The sequence below is a fragment of the Clostridium sp. JN-1 genome, from assembly GCF_003718715.1.
GTDB lineage: Bacteria > Bacillota > Clostridia > Clostridiales > Clostridiaceae > Clostridium_AV.
In genome coordinates this window covers 1,668,579-1,688,834 of the sequence record NZ_CP033465.1, presented here as the reverse complement: position 1 = coordinate 1,688,834, position 20,256 = coordinate 1,668,579, and the positions used below count along the sequence as shown (strand labels likewise).

Sequence of the window (20,256 nt, the reverse complement as noted above, 5' to 3'; positions counted from 1 at the left end):
ATAGTATAAAATGATCAGAAAAAATAGATTTCCAGGAGATTATTCTCCTGGAAGTTTGTTTTTTTGCTGTTCTGGTTCAGCATGTATAACAACATACGATTTAGGAAAAATGTTGTATATTTCTTTTTCAACAGTAGTGCAGATATCATGGGCTTGTATTAAAGATGACGTTCTAGCTACATTTAAATGGATATCAATTTGCTTTTCATCTCCACATTGTCTTGTTCTTAGATTGTGATAGCCTTTTATTTCTTTGTGTGAATTTATTACATTTAAAAGCTTATTTATATCTTTATCGGACAGTTTGCTGTCAACCAAATCTTTTATTGACTTTCTAGTTAGGTCTACTGAAGTTTTTATTATTAGAAATCCTACTATAACAGCAGTTATAGGATCTATGATCTTTATTCCAGTTATTTTTACAAGTAACAGACCTAAAAATACACCAAAAGCTGTTATTACATCTGTAAATAAATGTGTACCATCTGCTTCAAGTGCTATAGATTCCGTCTTTTTAGCAATTTTCATGAGTGTCCTTGAAATAAAGAGATTAATTAAAGCTGATACTCCCATAACTAATAACCCAGGACCAACAGATTCTATATTTGACCCGTATATAATTTTTTTTACTGCTTCAAAAATTATTAAAGCAGCTGCTATAAATATTAAAATTGCTTCTATAAAGCCAGATAGGTTTTCATACTTGCCATGTCCAAAAGGATGTTCATAATCTTCTGACTTGGATGCCTTCTTTATAGAAAAATAAGCTATAAAGCTTGCTAATAAATCTATAGAAGAATGGATTGCTTCGGAAATAACACTAACAGATCCTATTATAATCCCGGCTGTAAATTTAAATATTATAAGCAGCGAATTAGAGAATATAGATAAAGCAGCTGCATTATTTTTGTTCATTTTTATGTTCCTCCCGTATATTACACGTAAAAATTCATTTTAAAATTAAGCAATAGTATAGAGCTTACTAGATATTATATGTTCAATTGATAAAATGTGTTACAACAATTATAAACTTTAATCTACGATAAATCAATAGGCTATCAATGATATATCAACAGAACATCGTTATCAATTGAGAATGAATAACAATTACTTACAGGAACAGCCTAATAGCTTATAAAATTGCAATTCGTAATATAAAAAAAAGCAAAGCATTTTTTAGAGGACAATAAAGGACAATTGACAGAAGATAGAGGACATTGAAGGTTGATTTTTTGCTAACGCGAAAGAATCTTTAAATTTATATAAGTTAACCCCAAATGTTTTTAAAACATTTGGGGTTATAATCAATCCAGGTATCAATTATTATTGGTATTAATATTTTTGAATTATGAATCATGGGTGTATAAATAATCCCTTGTCATTGGTAATTCGTTATTTAAGTCTTTAGTTATTATAAATTGATGTATGTCAATTGTGCCGTAATGAAAAGATGCTGCACAAGAATTTAAGTAAAGTCTCCACATTCTAATAAATCTTTCATCAAATTTTTGTCGTACTTCATCGAGATGAGCTTCAAAATTAAAAGCCCAATTTTCGAGAGTTTTACAGTAATGAAGTCTAAGACTTTCGGCATCTACAAGGTGAAAGTCTAAGTCTGGAAAGGAAGATATTAGTTCCCTCACAGATGGAATATATCCGCCGGGGAAGATGTACCTTCTAATCCATTTATTACATTCAGTTTCTAAAAGACCTGTAATACAGTGTAGTAAGAAAACACCGTGATCTTTTAATACTTTTTCTACAGTTTGCATATATAGTGGGATATTAGCTGACCCTACATGCTCGATCATACCAATACTTACTACTCTATCAAACTTTCTATTTAATTTAGGTAATTCTCTATAATCTAAAAATTCAACTTCAACTAAGTTCTCCAGTTGATTTTCTTTTATTCTTTCTTTAACTTTTGTATATTGTTCTTTACTTAAAGTTATTCCAACAGTATGAACATTATACAATTTTGCAGCCTTTAGTATTAAATAACCCCAACCGCAGCCTATATCTAAGAGACTTTGACCTGGCTTTAAATTTAACTTTTTTAGTATATAATCTACCTTATTTATTTGAGCTTGATCTAAGCTATCATCTTCATTTTTAAAGTATGCACAAGAATAATTTAAATTTTTATCAAGCCATAAACTATAAAAATCATTACCAATATCATAATGATGGGATATATCCTGTTTTTGTTCTTTTATTGATGTACCTTTTGATTTAAAAAGTTTGTCAATTAATTTGTGATTGTGAAGAAAGCTTTCTTTATTTCTATATATAGATTCTATAATTTCCTGTATACTTCCTTCAAAATCAATGTCACCATTCATATAAGCTTCTCCAAAAGCTAAACTTGGATCTTCCATAATAGCCTTTTTACTTATTGGTTTATTAAATGTTACTTTAAATTTAGATTCACCATCTCCGAATTTTTTAGATGTACCATCCCAAAAATTAGCTACAAAAGATTCTGCAGAAATGTTTTTTAATAATTCTTCAAGAAATAGTTTATCCATTTATGTCATCTCCTTTAAACAAATTTGTATTAAATGTATGATATTTATTATAGAGGTAAATTAATTTAAATATGTTAAATGAGTAATTATTTAACATAACATATTATATATTGTAACACTTTTTAGTTTGAGTACACAATATATTAAAATAAAAAAGCACAATTATAAACAGAGTTCTTGGCATCAGATGGAGTTTTAAACTCCACCTGATGCTTAGAAATCGTTATCCAGGGACGCCAGCTGCTTCTAATACTCTCACTTGGATAAGTGGGAGTATTAGAGCGAGTAGTCATCGGATAAAACTAAATTGACAAAATTGAAACAAATATTAATAAGTGGAGAAAAATTATAATCAAATTGTATTAAGAAAATTATGAAGGCAAGCCTTAATTATATTGAAAGGTAAGCTTGGAATATACCGTAAAATATCATTAATTTAGACTTATAAAAAGTTTTAAAATATGATTTCAACTTTAGCAGTATATCCCAATGGTGTAAATTGAACTGTAGATTAGAAATTATATAATTATCTAGTTTTAATTATATATTTAAGTGTATCAGCGAGTATATCTATTTCAGAATAAGTGTTATAGAGAGCAAAACTTAATCTTACAAATCCCGGACGTTTACAATCTGGATGATTTTTATAGTAATTTATTTTTGAATTAGATATTTTAAGGAGTCTTTGTACATATGGCTGAGCACAAAAACATCCGCTTCTCACAGAAATTTGTGATATAGAGGACAATAATTTGGCAGTAGTTTCATGAAAAATTCCATCTATATTAAATGGGATTATTGCAACTTTGCTGCAATTTGCGTTAGTATCACATCCTATTGTAATATTTGGTATAGACTTCAATCTTTTTAAAGCATATCTGTATATACTCATCTCGTATCTATCAACATTTTCCATGCCAATATTGTTAAGTGTTCGTATAGCTGCAAGCAAGGCAACTACTCCCATTACATTAGGTGAACCTGCTTCATTTTTATCTGGAGGGTCTGCCCATACTACAGAATCATCGGTTACGAGCTTTATCGTTCCACCCCCTCTATATTCAGGATCTGCAGCAATAAATGTCTCTTTAGGTCCTATTAGGACTCCAATACCAAATGGAGCATACATCTTGTGGGCTGAAAATACTAAGTAGTCAATATGATCTTCACTAGATATAGAATTCATATATATAGGACAATGAGGTACTAATTGAGCACCGTCTACAAGTATTTTAGCATTGTAAGAGTGACACAATTTAGCTATTTTATATATTGGATTCTTATATCCTGTTACATTTGAAGCTCCTGTAATACATACTAACTTATCGTTATTTATATATTTTCTTAATTTATATTCTAAATCTTCAAGTTTTAATTTACCCAATTCATCTACTTCTATATAGTCAGTTTTAAATTTATTTCTCCATGGCAAGTCATTGGAGTGATGTTCCATTCTAGTGGAGAGTATTATTAAATTTTTATTTTTATTATATAAGAGATAAGATAATTTGTTTATGGCTTCAGTAGTATTTTTAACATATATAACTGTATTTTCTTCGTAATTGCAGTGGACAAAATCACATATTGTTTTTCTAGAGTCTTCGTAAATTTTAGAGGAAAATTCGGATTTAAATCCAGCTCCCCTGTGGATAGAAGAGTAGTATTCCGAAAAACTCATTATCTGCTGCAGTACAGAATAAAAAGGAGGAGTAGTAGCTGCATTATCAAAATTTATGGCTTTTACAAATTTTCCATTTTTATTAATAATGCGAGAATTTGTACCAGCTACTAAATTTTTGTAGTTACATTTTGATCCATTATAATACATACATATCACTCCTTACGATTATAATATGTTGTATTGTAAATAAGTGTAATAAATTTTATAATATTAATAAATTAACAAGTTAGTGTATATAAAATTTTATATATGGGAGGAAAATTAAATTATGAGACAATATGTAGTGGATGCTTTTACTGACAAAGTATTTGGTGGAAATCCAGCAGCAGTTTGTGTGATGGACAAATGGCTTGATGATGAAACTATATTAAATATTACCATGGAAAATAATTTATCTGAAACTGCCTTTGCAGTAAAGGAAGGTGAAAATTATAAACTTAGATGGTTTACTCCTGGAGGTGAAATAGATCTCTGTGGGCATGCGACTTTGGCTGCGGCATATATAATAATGACATTTGTAGAACCAAGTTTGAAAGAGGTTCGTTTCGAAACTTTAAGTGGTATTTTGACAGTCAATAAAAATGATGAACTTTTAGAAATGGATTTTCCAGCATATGAACTAAAAAAAGTGGAAGTAACTGATGCCATGGTTGAGGCAATTGGTGTACGTCCCGTTGAGGCATGGATGTCTAGAGATTTACTTTGCGTATTAGAAAATGAAGAAGATGTTTGCAGCATGAATCCTAATATAGAAAAAGTTAAGGAACTAGACGGTTTGCTTTTGCAAGTTACAGCAAAAGGAAAAAACTTTGACTGTGTATCACGTTCATTCGCTCCTAAACTTAATGTGCCAGAGGACCCGGTTTGCGGTTCAGGTCACTGCCATATAGTTCCGTTTTGGGCAAATAAGATAAAAAAGAACAATATTATTGCATATCAAGCTTCGAGGAGAGGTGGAACCTTGTATTGCAAAGTTGAGGGCAACCGCATTAAAATGAGTGGAAAAGCAGCACTGTATTCTATTGCAGACATCAATTTCTAATATAACTTTTATGTAAAGTTAGGTATCCCATAATAGTGTTAAATCAAATTCACATCATAATTTATTATTATTTAGTATATGTGACATAAGCATAAAAAAGTATTACACAATATTCATAAAACGAATTAAGGGAAGTCAAAAGGCTTCCTTTAAATTGATATAAATATATACTATGATTCGTGTTCTTAACTACTAACTTTTAACTGTAAAGTTTAGCCGCCTAGTGTTATGTCTTGATGATCATACCATTGTAATGCTTCGGATATATGATCTGGTTTGAAGTTAGGCCACAAATCATCAATTATATAAAAATCTGAGTATACAGATTGTACTGGTAAGAAACCACTTAATCTCCTTCTGCCTCCCCATCTTATTATTAAATCTAACCTACTTACATCGCTAGATTTTAAACATTTAATTATATTTTTAGCACTATTTCCAGTATGTGATTTAATATTTGATAAGTCCCATTCCCAACCATAATTGACCAAAAAGTTTACTTTCATAGAACCATTACCAAACTTTTTTCTATTTACATACGGGAGAAGTTCTTTTGGAAACATAGGAGATTTTGTATTTCCTATTACGAGTAAGGAAGCGTCTTCTTTTGAAAGCATGTTTACGGCTTCTATACAAGCTTTAGTGAATGATTTGGTTTGAACTGCAGGTCTCTTAGTATTGTCAACAGTAAAACCATAATAAGTAAGTTCTCTTACACCTAATTTCTTACATATCTTAAATAATTTCATACCTGGTTCAAGACCCCATGAGTATCCATCTTCTTTTTTTAATCCATTGCTGACGGCCCATCTTCTGTTACCATCAGGTATTATTCCTATATGATTTGGAATTCTCACATATTTCACCTTCTTATACTTTCTATGTAATTATCACCACAATAACAAGTGTTCATACATATTTTAAGTTATTAAATAAATTAAGTAAAGTCCGATAAAAAACTATTGACAATGATTTAATATATAATTATAATATTAATCATAATAAAACAAATTAATATTGAAGTTCACTTATCAAGAGCGGTGGAGGGACTGGCCCAATGAAACCCGGCAACCAGTATTATGTTTAATAATATAATGGTGCCAACTCCTGCAGCTATATTTATAGTTGAAAGATGAGAAATATTAGGTTTATTTAAGCTGGAGATATTTCTTCGGCTTTTAATTTTGCATTTTTATATGATATATGTTTTAAACAATTAAAATTGGGAGGTATTTTAATGATAAAAATAAATAATGTAAATAAAAACTTTGGAAAAAATCAAGTACTGAAAGATATAAATTTGCATATAAACAAGGGGGAGATATTTGGAATAATAGGACAAAGTGGTGCTGGTAAATCTACACTCTTAAGGTGCTTGAATGGACTTGAAAGTTATGATAGTGGAAGTGTAAAGATAGATGAGAAAGAAATAAAAGATATGAAATCAAAGGAAATAAGAGAGTTTAGAAAAAAGATTGGAATGATATTTCAAAATTTTAACTTGCTAAATAGAAAGACAGTATATGAAAATGTATCTCTTCCTATGGAAGTATGGGGATATGGTAAAAAAGAAATAGACGAAAAAGTCTTAAAATTGCTAAAAATTGTTGGACTTCAAGATAAAGCCAATAGCAAACCTAGAAATTTAAGCGGCGGACAAAAGCAGAGGGTTGCAATAGCAAGGGCAATGTCTTTAGATCCAGAAGTTCTCTTATGTGATGAAGCAACATCGGCATTAGATCCTAAAACTACAAAGTCTATACTACAGCTTTTAAAAAAGATAAATGATGAATTAAATATAACTATAGTTATAGTAACTCACCAGATGGAAGTAATTAAGCAGGTATGTCAAAGGGTTGCAGTTATGGAAAATGGACAAATAAAGGATGTAGGATATGTAAAAGACTTATTTTTAAAGCCAAACAATAATTTAAAAAGTCTCTTAGGAGAAGACAAAACTCTTCCTGAAACGGGAGTGAATATAAGAATATTCTTCCCCAAGGAAATAAGTACTCAAAGTATAATAACTTCTATGGCAAGAGAGCTTGATATAGATATTTCTATAGTTTGGGGAAAACTTGAGAAGTTCAGAAATGATGTACTTGGAAGTCTTGTAATAAATTTTGATGGAGAACATAAGGACAAAATATGTAATTTCTTATCTTCAAAAAATATAAAATGGGAGGTAGAACAAAATGGAATTAATTAATGAAGTTTTATTGCCGGCCTTTGGCGAAACATTATATATGGTTTTTTTATCAACAGTTATAGCTGTATTAATTGCATTTATACCATCAATTATTCTTATAATAACTGATGAAAAAGGTTTAAGACCAAACAAAGTGGTAAATAAAGTTTTAGAATTTATAGTTAATACTTTAAGATCTTTTCCTTTTATCATATTAATGGTAGCAATTTTGCCTTTTACAAAGATGATTGTAGGTACAACTATTGGAACTACTGCTGCAATAGTTCCAATTACAATAGCAGCAGCACCTTTTGCAACTAGAGTAATAGAATCTTCGCTTAAAGAAGTAGATCCAGGAGTAATAGAAGCTGCAAAGTCATTTGGAGCAAGTGATCTTCAAATTATATTCAAGGTTATGATTAAGGAATCTCTTCCATCAATTGTACTTGGAATAACACTTACTGTAATAAGTGTTATAGGCTGCTCAGCTATGGCAGGTGCCATTGGCGGTGGAGGTCTTGGAGATGTAGCCATAAAATATGGATATTATAGATTTCAAACAGATATTATGATGTATACAGTTGTAATACTCATAGTTCTTGTACAGATTCTTCAGGGAATTGGAAATCTATTATATAGATATTTAATCAAATAAAATTTAAGGGGGAAAATAAAATGAAAAAGATATTGTCAATTATTTTATCAGTGTTACTATTTTCAGTTGTTTTTACAGGCTGCGGAAATACTTCTAAGCAGGATGTCTCGAGTAATAATAAATCGGACAAAAAAGTCATAAAAATTGGGGCAAGTCCTGTACCTCATAAGGAAATATTAGAGAAAGTTAAGCCTATACTTGCAAAAGAAGGATATGATTTGCAGATAAAAGAATTTACAGATTACGTAGCGCCAAATACTGCACTTGATTCAGGAGAAATAGATGCTAATTTCTTTCAGCATATACCTTACTTAGAAAAGTTTAATAAGGAAAAACATACAGATTTAGCTTATACTGTAAGGGTACATTTAGAGCCAATGGGGGTTTATTCTAAAAAGGTTAAAAGTTTAAATGACTTAAAAGATGGAGCTGTAATTGCAGTACCAAATGATCCAACAAATGAATCAAGAGCATTAAAGCTGCTTCAAAAAACTGGAGTTATAAAAGTAAAAAATGGAGAGCTTATTTCTAAAACTGATATAACTGAAAATAAGAAAAATATAAAAATAAAAGAATTAGATGCACCACAGCTTCCAAGAACATTAGGTGATGTGGATGCAGCTGTAATAAATTCTAATTTTGCACTGGATGCAAAATTAAATCCGACTAAAGATGCAATAGCAATAGAATCTAAAGATTCACCTTATGCTAATGTAATAGTAGTAAGGACCAAAGATAAGGATAAGGACTTTGTAAAAGCTTTAGACAAAGCAATAACATCTCCAGAAATTAAAAAGTTTATTGAGGAAAAGTATAAAGGAAGTATAATTCCTGCATTTTAAGTTATAATTTGTTATGCAAAAATATGAGGATTATGGATATCAAAATATCTATATTCCTCTATTTTTAATTCATATCACAAAATATTTTAGTATTTTAATTTAAGTTTCTTTGTTATAAAATAATACTAAGTTAAAGTTTACTTAAAATAATGTTGGAGGGAAAAACTATGAGTTTAAATGAATCACCAAGTTCTGTAAGAGTACACATAGCTCTTTTTGGGAGAAGAAATGCAGGAAAGTCAAGTATTATTAATGCTATAACTGGTCAGAATATAGCTATAGTATCAGATGTTGAAGGTACCACTACTGACCCTGTTTATAAGTCTATGGAGATACTTCCAATTGGTCCGTGTGTCATAATAGACACTGCTGGACTTGGCGATGAAAGTCAGCTTGGAGAACTTAGATGTGAAAAAACTATGGACGTTTTAAATAAAACTGATATATCATTACTTGTAATAGATTCAACTGCAGGAATTACAGATTATGATAAATATATAATGAAGCAAATAAATGATAAAAAGCTTCCAGTTGTATTGGTTTTAAATAAAATTGACATATCAAATATAAATAATGATTATATTAATAATATAAAAAAAGAATTTAATGTGCCCGTTGTAAGTGTATCTGCAGTTACATCAGAAGGAATAAAAGAACTAAAAAATCAAATAATAAATGTATTGCCTAAAGATGAAGGTAAATTCAAAATAATTGGAGATTTGATAAAACCCGAGGACTTTGTAGTTCTCGTTACACCTATAGATAAAGCAGCTCCAAAAGGAAGACTTATACTTCCACAGCAGCAGACAATAAGGGATATCTTAGAAAGTGATGCTGTTGCAGTTGTAACTAAGGAATATGAATTAAGGGAGACACTTGAAAGTTTATCTAAAAAACCTAAAATAGTAGTTACGGACTCTCAAGCATTTTCAAAAGTAGCAGCAGATACTCCTAAAGATATTTTAATGACTTCATTTTCTATATTGTTTGCAAGATATAAGGGAGATTTAGTAGAACTTATAAAGGGAGTTAAAGCCGTAGAAAAACTAAAAGATGGAGATAAAGTACTTATAGCTGAAGGATGTACACATCACAGACAATCCGATGATATAGGAACAGTAAAGATACCTAGATGGATAAGGCAAATTACAGGAAAAAAGATTGACTTTGAGTTTTCATCTGGTGTTTCTTTTACAAATGATATAAAAAAGTATGCGCTTATAGTCCATTGTGGAGGATGTATGTTAAATAGATCTTCTATGGTCTACAGAATTAATACTGCAAAAGAATTTAATGTACCTATAGTTAATTATGGCATACTTATTGCTTATGTACAGGGAATATTAGATAGGGCATTAAAACCATTTCCACTTGCTAAAATGATATGGGATGAACAAAATTAATAAAAATTAAGGAGGATTAAGAATGGCCTATGGCATAAGTGAAACTAAGAACTCAGATAGTTTAATACTCAAAAAAGTTAGTATAAACGGAAATGTTTGCGGACAATTTGTAGAAATATCAATAAATCAAACATATGAAAACTGCGGGAAAAAGGACATCGACGGATTTTATATATTTCCAATACCTAAAACGGCTATTATTTCAGGATTTGAAGTAGAAATAAGTGGAAGGACATTAAGAGCTGTTGTTGAGGAAAAGGATAAGGCATTTAAAATATATAAAAATGCAAGAGAGAGAAAAGAAAAAACATTACTTTTAGAGGAGTTTAAACCGCATTTTTTTAAGGTTAGTATAGGTAAAATAATTGCGGGTAAATCAGTAACCATAAAACTTTCATATGTAGATAAACTTGAATACAGGGATAATACATTTAAACTATTAATACCTGCAGTATTTGAAGAAAGAAAATTCCAAGAAGGATTTAAACTTGGAATGTTAAAAGACAATATCATCGAAAAAATGTCTAGGAAAAAACTAAAACTTGATTTTGAGTTCAAGGCAAATATAATAGTTGAATCAATGTGCAGATTGGAATTCAAGTCTCCTTCACATAATATAAAAGTTGAAAGAGAAGGAGAAAATATTGCAAAAGTAAACTTAGAAGGCATTTATGAATCAATGGATAAAGACTTTGTTTTGTTCATGAGAGAAAAAAATCCTGAAGAAGCAGATGGCATGATATATGAGTATAAGAAAGATGGTGAAGATAGGGGAATAATTTATTTAAGAATTATACCTAAACTAGATTTTTTTGAAGAAGATAAATCTGAAAATTATGTTTTCTTAATAGATATTTCAGATACAATGAAAGGTGAAAAATTAGAACAGGCTAAAAATGCACTGCAGCTTTGTATAAGAAATTTAACAAGCCGCGATAAGTTTGATATTATAGCTATGGGTGTAAAACTCCATCACTTTAATCAAGATGGTATGGTAGAATTTAATGCAAATACTTTAAGGAAAGCGTCTGAGTGGATAGATAACCTAAAGGATGAAGAAGATGCAGATATTTTTGGTGCTATAAAATACAGCCTTGAAAATGAAGGCGGACATAATACTATACTCATATTTACTGATGATCAAGTTGAAGAAGAAAATGAAATATTAGATTATGTTAGAGAAAATATTGGTGATAATAGGATATTTACTTTTGGAATAGATTCAGTTGCAAATAATTATTTTTTAAATAAACTTGCACATGAGAGTTTTGGAAAAGCAGAATTTATAAATAATGGGCGAAGAATTGAAAATGTAGTTTTAAAACAATTTAAGAGAATTAAAAATCCAGAAGTTGATGATGTAACTATCAACTGGGGTAATTTAAAAGTAAAATCTACGTATCCAAGAACAATAGATTATATGTATGATAGAGAACCATTTTGTATTTTTGCAAATGTGGAGGGAGAAGTTTCAGGTCAAATTGTCATAAATGGAAATGTAGATGGAAAGCAATATGTAAAAAAGGTTAATTTAGATAACTTTAATACAGAAGAAAATGCAAATTTATTAAAGAAGATTTGGTCTAGAAAGAGAATAAAATCTATTGAGTTTAATATGGGAGTTCAGCGGGGCGAAGTAAGAGAAGCAATGAGAAAAAAAGTAATACAATTATCTAAGGAAAATAGAATTGTAAGCCATGAAACTACATTTATATTTATGGAACTTAGGGAAGAACCAGTACTTGGAATTGAGCTTAAAAATATAATTCCAACAAAAATCAATGAAAGCAATCTTGCGAGTGAAATAGAAGAGTTGGAAGAGTGGGATGAGGAAAAATTAAAATATAAGGTTAATAGGGAAAAGGGAAAACGTAATGCAAATAATAATATACATTTAAAAAAATTGTATCCAATGAAGAAATTACTTAGAATAATTGCAAGAAATCAATTTGCAGATGGTTCTTTTGTTGATTATGAAGATAACAATTTAGAAGATAAGATGGAAACTACTGCTATGGTTTTACTTGCATTTGTAATGAGTGATGAAAACATAGATATATATTCAAATCAGTTAAATAAATCGATAGAATTTATATATGAAAACTATAGTGAACTGGATGGACAAATTTCAGATAGATTGATTAAAATGTTGATATTAGTATTGAGTAAGGGTATGGAAAAGGAAACGATAAAAGATAAAAATATAAAAAACATGGGAGATTTGTTAAATAAATTATATGACTTAAAAAATGAAAGAAAAGGCTTTAGTTTCGAATTAAGATATTTTGATGTGTCATCATTTAGAAAAAATGCTGCTTCATTATTTTCAATAGATGATAATAACGTTATTACTGAAAATATAACCATAATTAATGAAAAAAATTCTATTTTTAATTTAGCTAAACTTGCAGTATTGATGACTCTAGATAGTTAATTTACAGTACAAGTTTATATTGATTAGAAGATACATTTGTTATATCATATATATAACAAATGTATCTTTGCTTTGGAGGGAAATTTATAATGATAGAATTAATAAATATAAATAAAAGTTATAATAGAAAGACAAAGGCAGTTGACAACTTAAACTTAATGGTACCAGATGGGGAAATATTTGGTTTCCTAGGACCTAATGGTGCTGGCAAAACAACTACAATAAAAATGATAACTGGAATTATAAAGGCAGATAGTGGCCATATAAATATAAATGGAGTAAATATTGAGAAAGATCCAATAAAAGCTAAAAAGAATTTTGGATTTGTTCCAGACAATCCAGATATGTTTTTAAAGCTTAAGGGCATAGAGTACTTGAATTTTATTGCTGATTTATATGATGTAGACACTCATAAAAGAATTGATATAATAAAGAAATTAAGTCAAGAATTTGAAATGAATAAGGCATTAGATGATAAAATACAAAGTTATTCACATGGTATGAGACAAAAGATAGTTATAATGGGAGCTTTGGTACACAATCCTTCCGTATGGATACTGGATGAACCAATGACAGGACTTGATCCTAAATCATCGTACATACTAAAAGAAATGATGAGGAAGCATGCTGATAAAGGAAATTCAGTATTCTTTTCAACTCATATACTTGATATAGCCGAAAAATTGTGTGATAGATTTGCCATAATAAATAAGGGAAAAATATTGTTTTGTGGAACTTTTGATGAACTTGAAAATAAATTTGAAAATAAAGAATCATTAGAAAAGATATTTTTGGAGATGACAGAAAATGAATAGATATATTTTACTTACAAAAATACTGCTAAAAAATAGTGATTATTCTTCTGGAGATAAAAAGAAAAGAATTAAAAGTATTGCACTTGGAATTTTTATAATTTTATGTTTTATTCCAACTATATGGCTTGTCATTGAATTCATCAGTAATATTTATGAAGGACTCGTTGTTATAAATCAACAAGGATTAATACTTGGACTTGGAATTGGAATTGTCAGTATTATAATATTTTTATTTGGTATATTTTATACTATCAATATATTTTACTTCAGTAAAGATATTGATATATTACTGCCAATGCCGCTTAAACCATCTGAAATAATAGGGGCTAAATTTACCATAAGTCTGCTATATGAATACCTTACAGAAACTATTTTACTTATGCCATTTTTAATCACCTATGGAATTAAGAGTTCTCAAGGTATCGTATATTATGTATATTCTATAATCTTATTTATTTTAGTACCAGTAATTCCACTTAGTTTAGCACTTATTTTGAATATATTCATTATGAGTTTTACTAATATTGGCAAACATAAAGATTTATTTAAAATACTCGGAGGAATATTTGGAATAGCTGCAGCTTTACTTGTAAATACATGGATTCAAGGTATGCAGAAAAACAGCATGAGTAATCAAGATATGATAAATATGATAACTTCAGGCAATAATTCACTAATAGGACTTACATCTAAGATATTTCCTGACTCGGCTATAGCAGCAAAATCCTTGATTTTTAACAATTCATTAATTGGATTCAAGTATTTAATTTTGTTTTTATTCTTAAATTTAATTTCTATAATAATACTTTTAATAATAGGAGAAAAATTATATTTTAAAGGAGCAGTTGGAGGTTCTGAGTCTTCTTCAGAGAGAAAAGAAATAAACTTAAGTGAAAATAGTAGATTATTTGCTAAAAATTTTCCGTTAAAGTCAATAACAATAAAAGAACTTAAAATACTCTTTAGAACACCATCTTATTTTTTAAATTGTGTACTGATGAATTTTATATGGCCAGTTTTTATTTTAATACCAGCTTTTACTCAAAAAGATTTTATGAAAGTATTAAGAGAGTTTTCTAAACTTATAAATGAACCTAAAATAATTGGAATGATTTTAGGATTCTCTATGGTAATTGGTATTTTCGTTGCTTCAACTAATATGATTACATGTACTGCTATATCAAGAGAAGGTCATAATATTTATATACTAAAGTATTTACCTGTAAGTTATAAAGTTCAGATCATGGGTAAGGTTTTATCAGGTATAATATTGAGTATAGTTAGTATGCTAGTTGTTATTGTAGTTGCTATGATATTGATAAAATTACCAATATATTTAGCTGTTATTTCGCTTTTTATCTCTACTTTAGGAATAGTCTTTTCATGTATTTTAGGAATAATAGTTGATGTGAATTTTCCTAAATTAAATTGGGATAATGAAGCTAAGGCTGTTAAGCAAAACTTTAACGCGTTTATAAGTATGATTATTGGAGTAGCATTTGCAGGAATTTTGATGTTTTTAATTATAAAATTTAATGAAAAAATACTTGTAATAGATTCTATACTTGTACTCGTACTTTTAGCAATAGACTGTTTAATGTATCTTCTCTGTATTAAAGTTAGTTCAAATGCGTTGAAAAATATAGAAGTGTAAATGAGAGTACAATATGGTAATTTATAGTAAAATTTAAAACCATATTGTGCTTTAAATTTTAGTTGTTATGGTATAAGATTAATATAGAACTATGGATTATAGATGTAAAGGAGTGGGGAAGTTCAATGTTCGAATGGAAGGAAAATTACAGCTGCAATATAAAGCAAATAGATGATGAACACAAAAGATTATTTGAAATAGGCAGGAGTATATATAAACTTGCAGTAGATGAAAATCATATAGACTATTATGATAATATATTGGATTTATTGGACGAGTTAAAAGACTATACAGCTTATCACTTTAGTGATGAAGAAAAAGTCATGAAATTATATGATTATCCTGGGTTAGACGATCAAAAACATATTCATGCTAAGTTTATTGAAAAATTAGAAAATATAGATCTTAATTCAGTAGATGAAAATCAACAAAAGGCTATTTTAAATTTACTTGACTTTGTATCAAGCTGGATATCAAGCCACATATTGGGCAGTGATTTAAAAATTAAGGATTATTTTGAGAGCTTAAAGCTAACAAATAAGGATTAACTATCTTAAAAATAAAATAGTGCAGCATTAAAAATTCAATATAGATTTTAACACTTAAATCTAAGAGTAAAGTTATTTGTAACTGCACTATTTTATAATAAAGAGTATTGATTGTATGCTAATTACGTATATACCTAATAAAACATACCAAGGTATAAAATTAAAGTTGAATTGTTAAATCAATATATTTATAAAAAAGTATATTGATTATTCATTCTATATATTTGAAATCTATAATAAAGGAAATTTTGAGATTTGCAAATGTTAAAAATGAACATGAAGAAATTTTAAAATAATGAGTTCGATTCTTATTTTCTCGAATGTGACATCATTTCTTCTACGATATCTAGATATCTTTGGGATACTTGTGGAAATACTGTAAATATAGTATCTATAACAAAATCAATATTACTATCATCTACTTTTTTGGCTGTTATATCATCGTCATAAAGCATATCTTTCTCATCTAATGAATAATATATTTTATCTACTACAGGTGATTTCATAACTTTATCATCTTCTATGCAGTCTTTAGAAAAGTATAATACGTCATCCATTACTATGAATTGACCATATACATATTCTTTTTGTACTGCTGAATTATTTTCTAAAGTACAGTCATACTTTGTATGTTCCACATGCTTAAGATCTAATATATAACTAGTTTGTTTTCTGGTTAAAACACTTGGAACTTCTAATTCCAGTAATCTTTTTTTTATATGTTCAGAAAAGTTTTCACCAAATTCTGAAATGAAGTGTTTAATTGATATTGTTTTTTTCATTTTATAATTTTTTCTCATTATAAGATTCCTCCCATATTAATATTTAATGTAAAAATAATTGTATAATTCGAAATTACTTTGAGTTATACAATATAAAAATTATGTCACACAGAAAACCACCTTATAAAGGTGGCATTGATGTCATTTAATTTAATTAATGAATTAATATATTTTATTGTAAATCAACTGTTCCTATTATTATATCACAATGCATGTAAATTATCAATTTATCACAATTCGCCGCTTGTGTCAATACAGCAGAAAGTATTAAAATATTAAGGACTAACATGTTTTCCACTTGAAGTTATATTTTACAGCTGAGCTATAATGAGTTAGAATTATTGTATAACTTAGGAATAGAGGTGTTTAGGTGAAAATAAATGTTTCAATAATAGATTTGGTATTATCATTATCAGAAGCAGTAGATTCAGCTAGTCCAACTGTGGAAAATCATCATAAGCAAGTTGCGACTGTGTCTTATTATATAAGTAAACAGTTAGGGTTATCTTTTCAAAAACAAAAGGAAATAGTGATAGCTGGAGGACTTCATGATATTGGTGCACTATCAGTTAGTGACAAAATAAAAGCATTGAAATTTGATTTTGAGGATAGTATAAATGGTCATTCTGAAAAGGGATATATGTTTTTGAAGACATACAAACCATTTTTGAATATTGCAAATTATGTAAGATATCATCATGTACCGTGGAATAATGGAAAGTGTGAAGGTGTTAATTCAGAAGAAGTTCCACTTGAAAGTCATCTTTTAAATTTAGCAGATAGAATTTCAGTACTTATAAACCCAAACAAAAACATATTAACCCAAGTTGATTATATTCGTGAAAAAATATCAAAATACTCTGGCAGTATCTTTACTCCAGAATTAGTTGAAGCATTTATTGAGCTTTCCAAAAAGGAATCATTTTGGCTTGATATTCGCTCAAATTCACTTGAATATATTTTGAAGAATAATTTGAACTGTGAGAATGATTTATCTAATGAGGAATTTTCCGAACTCATAAAATTATTTAGCCGTATAATTGATTTTAGAAGTGAGTTTACAGCTACACATTCTAGTGGAGTTGCGTCTACTGCAGAAGCAATTGCAAAAATCAAAGGTTTTACGGAAGATGGATGTAATACGATTAAAATGTCAGGATATGTCCATGACTTGGGTAAGCTTGCCGTTCCTGCTGAAATTTTGGAGAAACATGGTAAACTTACAAAAGAAGAATATAATATAATACGAATTCATCCATATTATACAGATAAGATATTAAAGAAAGTTAAAAATTTTGATACTATAAGGAAATGGGGGGCACTTCACCATGAACGATTAGATGGAAATGGCTATCCATTCCATCTAAAAGGTGATCAAATCTCAACTGGTTCGAGGATTATGGCAGCAGCAGATGTATTTGTTGCATTAGAGGAAGATAGGCCATATAAAAGCGGGTTAAAATATAGTAAAGTAATGGAGATAATGAATGATATGACTCCAAATGCTCTGGACAAGGATATTGTTAAATTAATCAAAGATAATTATGATATTATAAATAATTCTAGAATTGCAGCTCAAAATGCTGCAGATGAAGAATATCACAATTTTATAGGTTAATAACAAGGGGCTGCTGCTATAGATTTCCTCAGCAGACATTTAACTTATACTTCGGCATATGTTAAATGTTTGGCGTAGATATCTGCAGTGCAGCAGCTCTATCTCTTATGTCTATATTCTCACGTTTTGTCTATATATAGCTTTCCTTCTAATGAATCAATGTGAATAGTTAATTCATTATTTATAACTCTAATATTATCATTTTTATTAAAAATGTTAGTTAAGTTTTTAAAATCATGATCATATACATAATCATGTACATTTATTTTAAAGTCATAACTGTCATAGGGATTTTTATTTATTAACACGAGGCAAGTTGCATTTTTAGAAGGAGTATTAAATTTATCTTTATGGTTATATATATATCTAAAGTAGCCATATACGCTGTCACCAAAACATATTTGCCTCCAATGTCCTGTTCTAAGAGCTTTTACATCATTTCTTATATGAATTAAGTTTTTGTACCAATTTAAAATATCCTTATTTTCTCTACCCCAGGGGTAAGTTGCCCTATTATAAGGATCTTTAAGTCCTTCAAGTCCTATTTCATCACCATAATATAAAAGGGGTACTCCAGGAAATGTAAATTGAATTAATGTTACTATTTTTAACAGTTTAAAACATATATTATCAAGATTACTGTTAGAGTTAGCAATATAAAGATTACCTGCAATTTCTTTTAACATAGAATATATTCTTTCTACGTCATGACTCCCTATGAGATTTACCATGGAGTAGAAGTTATGAAGGGGATAGTTTTCATATAAACTCATAAACTTGTCTTGTAAAGTTACAGAATTTATATTATTTCTTAAAAAATCTAAAAGATTGTCCCTCATCAAGTAATTAGTTGCAGAATCTAATTCTTTTCCTAGAAAGTACTGCCTTCTTTTATTATAACTTATTTTATTTGAAGCATCTTCCCAAACTTCACCTATGACAACAGAGTTTGAATCGAGCTTGCTGCAAGTTTCTTTAAGTTCCTTTATAAACTCGTCTGGAAGCTCATCTGCAACATCCAATCTCCAGCCTTTTATACCAGTTTTCATCCAATGTTTTATAACACTGTCATCATCTCTTATAATATAGTTTAAATAACTTTCATTTAATTCATTGACACTTGGTAAGTCTGGAATTCCCCACCAGGAATCATAATCGTCCGGGCAGCTCTTAAAATTATACCAGGAATAGTACTTAGAATCCTTTGATTGATATGCACCTATGGAGTCATAGGTATTGAATTTGTTAAAATATATACTGTCTGATCCAGTATGATTGAAAACTCCATCTAGAATTATATTTATATTTCTTATAGAGGCTTCTTTTACAAGTTTTTTAAATATATTTTCATTTCCAAACATACTATCTATTTTCTTATAGTTTGCTGTATCATATTTGTGATTACTATGAGATTCAAATATTGGATTTAAATAAATTGTGCTTATACCGAGATCTTTTAAATAGTCAAGTTTTTTTGTAATGCCTTTTAAGTTTCCACCATAAAAATCCCATCTCAGTATTTTATTATTTTCCGAATCTTTTATGTACATTGGTTTGTCATACCAATTTCCATATATAAAACTATTTTTTTTAGGATTTGATATGGATTTATCGGGATTTCCATTAAAGAACCTATCTACAAATATTTGATAAATCACTGAATTCTTAAACCAATCAGGGGTTTTATATCCTTTTTCAAAGACTGTAATTTGATAGGGGAGGGGAGAGCTTTCATAAAGGTCTCCAGTTCCACCTGTTAAGGTATGATTGTTTCCGTAGAAAGTTACTTTCCCATCTATCCATATTTCAAAATAGTAAAAAAGTAAATTAGGAACTGATGGGGTTTTTAAATTGTAATTGAAAACAATTTTATCATTAGATTTAAATTCAAAATTCATAGGATAGTAATTTTTATTGTGATCATCAAAAATTACTAGTTTTGCGGCATTCACATTAGAATGGGCAGATACTTTAATTCTAAGGGATACATTTTTATCACATTCAACTGCACCAAATGGAGATCTAAAGAAGGAATCCCACGAGTTGTGTAAAATTGAGTCCAT

The 20,256-nt window shown here is 28.9% G+C and carries 16 protein-coding genes and 1 riboswitch; of the genes, 10 read left to right on the top strand and 6 right to left on the bottom strand.

Translation table 11 applies throughout. The annotated features are described in order from the left end of the window. Positions 1–39 precede the first annotated feature (39 nt). From EBB51_RS07950 to EBB51_RS07935, 3 genes are all read right to left on the bottom strand, one after another. Positions 40–915, bottom strand: a complete 876-nt coding sequence (locus EBB51_RS07950; protein ID WP_123053977.1) for a cation diffusion facilitator family transporter — start codon at positions 913–915, stop codon at positions 40–42. A gap of 431 nt (positions 916–1,346) precedes the next feature. Next, on the bottom strand, positions 1,347–2,531 hold the full coding sequence (locus EBB51_RS07945; RefSeq protein WP_123053976.1) for a class I SAM-dependent methyltransferase: 1,185 nt from the start codon (positions 2,529–2,531) through the stop codon (positions 1,347–1,349). A 526-nt stretch (positions 2,532–3,057) separates the two neighbouring features. After that, positions 3,058–4,359, bottom strand: coding sequence for an aminotransferase class V-fold PLP-dependent enzyme (locus EBB51_RS07935; RefSeq protein ID WP_123053975.1), 1,302 nt, complete (start codon positions 4,357–4,359; stop codon positions 3,058–3,060). Positions 4,360–4,480: 121 nt separating this feature from the next. Here EBB51_RS07935 and EBB51_RS07930 point away from each other — a divergent pair, with 121 nt between their 5' ends. After that, the gene (locus tag EBB51_RS07930) at positions 4,481–5,254 is read left to right on the top strand and encodes a PhzF family phenazine biosynthesis protein (RefSeq protein WP_123053974.1); all 774 of its coding nucleotides are present in this window, start codon (positions 4,481–4,483) and stop codon (positions 5,252–5,254) included. 212 nt (positions 5,255–5,466) lie between these two features. Here EBB51_RS07930 and EBB51_RS07925 read toward each other — a convergent pair whose 3' ends face one another. Beyond that, complete coding sequence (locus EBB51_RS07925) at positions 5,467–6,111, bottom strand: undecaprenyl diphosphate synthase family protein (protein ID WP_123053973.1); 645 nt, start codon at positions 6,109–6,111, stop codon at positions 5,467–5,469. Positions 6,112–6,279: 168 nt separating this feature from the next. Continuing rightward, positions 6,280–6,393, top strand: a riboswitch (SAM riboswitch). 98 nt (positions 6,394–6,491) lie between these two features. On the opposite strand from EBB51_RS07925, the gene EBB51_RS07920 reads away from it, so the two are divergent. The 8 genes from EBB51_RS07920 (at position 6,492) to EBB51_RS07885 (ending at position 15,793) form a co-directional block, all read left to right on the top strand. Next, positions 6,492–7,463, top strand: coding sequence for a methionine ABC transporter ATP-binding protein (locus EBB51_RS07920; protein ID WP_123053972.1), 972 nt, complete (start codon positions 6,492–6,494; stop codon positions 7,461–7,463). Next, positions 7,450–8,097, top strand: coding sequence for a methionine ABC transporter permease (locus EBB51_RS07915; protein WP_123053971.1), 648 nt, complete (start codon positions 7,450–7,452; stop codon positions 8,095–8,097). Before EBB51_RS07920 ends, EBB51_RS07915 begins: the two co-directional genes overlap by 14 nt. 20 nt (positions 8,098–8,117) lie before the next feature. Further along, the gene (locus tag EBB51_RS07910; protein WP_123053970.1) at positions 8,118–8,939 is read left to right on the top strand and encodes a MetQ/NlpA family ABC transporter substrate-binding protein; all 822 of its coding nucleotides are present in this window, start codon (positions 8,118–8,120) and stop codon (positions 8,937–8,939) included. 167 nt (positions 8,940–9,106) lie between these two features. Further along, complete coding sequence (hydF, locus tag EBB51_RS07905) at positions 9,107–10,342, top strand: [FeFe] hydrogenase H-cluster maturation GTPase HydF (RefSeq protein WP_123053969.1); 1,236 nt, start codon at positions 9,107–9,109, stop codon at positions 10,340–10,342. Between the two features lie 22 nt (positions 10,343–10,364). Continuing rightward, positions 10,365–12,776, top strand: coding sequence for a VIT and VWA domain-containing protein (locus EBB51_RS07900; protein ID WP_123053968.1), 2,412 nt, complete (start codon positions 10,365–10,367; stop codon positions 12,774–12,776). Positions 12,777–12,865: 89 nt separating this feature from the next. Beyond that, entirely contained in the window at positions 12,866–13,591 is a 726-nt protein-coding gene (locus tag EBB51_RS07895) for an ABC transporter ATP-binding protein (protein WP_123053967.1), read from the top strand. After that, a complete protein-coding gene (locus EBB51_RS07890; RefSeq protein ID WP_123053966.1) occupies positions 13,584–15,245 on the top strand; it encodes a transporter in 1,662 nt (553 codons plus the stop codon). The genes EBB51_RS07895 and EBB51_RS07890 overlap by 8 nt, the downstream gene beginning before the upstream one ends. A gap of 125 nt (positions 15,246–15,370) precedes the next feature. Further along, the gene (locus EBB51_RS07885) at positions 15,371–15,793 is read left to right on the top strand and encodes a hemerythrin family protein (protein WP_123053965.1); all 423 of its coding nucleotides are present in this window, start codon (positions 15,371–15,373) and stop codon (positions 15,791–15,793) included. Positions 15,794–16,101: 308 nt separating this feature from the next. On the opposite strand, the gene EBB51_RS07880 is transcribed toward EBB51_RS07885, so the two are convergent. Continuing rightward, on the bottom strand, positions 16,102–16,593 hold the full coding sequence (locus EBB51_RS07880; RefSeq protein ID WP_123053964.1) for a hypothetical protein: 492 nt from the start codon (positions 16,591–16,593) through the stop codon (positions 16,102–16,104). A gap of 352 nt (positions 16,594–16,945) precedes the next feature. On the opposite strand from EBB51_RS07880, the gene EBB51_RS07875 reads away from it, so the two are divergent. Further along, entirely contained in the window at positions 16,946–18,193 is a 1,248-nt protein-coding gene (locus tag EBB51_RS07875) for an HD domain-containing phosphohydrolase (protein WP_123053963.1), read from the top strand. A gap of 119 nt (positions 18,194–18,312) precedes the next feature. On the opposite strand, the gene EBB51_RS07870 is transcribed toward EBB51_RS07875, so the two are convergent. Further along, positions 18,313–20,256, bottom strand: a complete 1,944-nt coding sequence (locus tag EBB51_RS07870; protein WP_123053962.1) for a glycoside hydrolase family 13 protein — start codon at positions 20,254–20,256, stop codon at positions 18,313–18,315.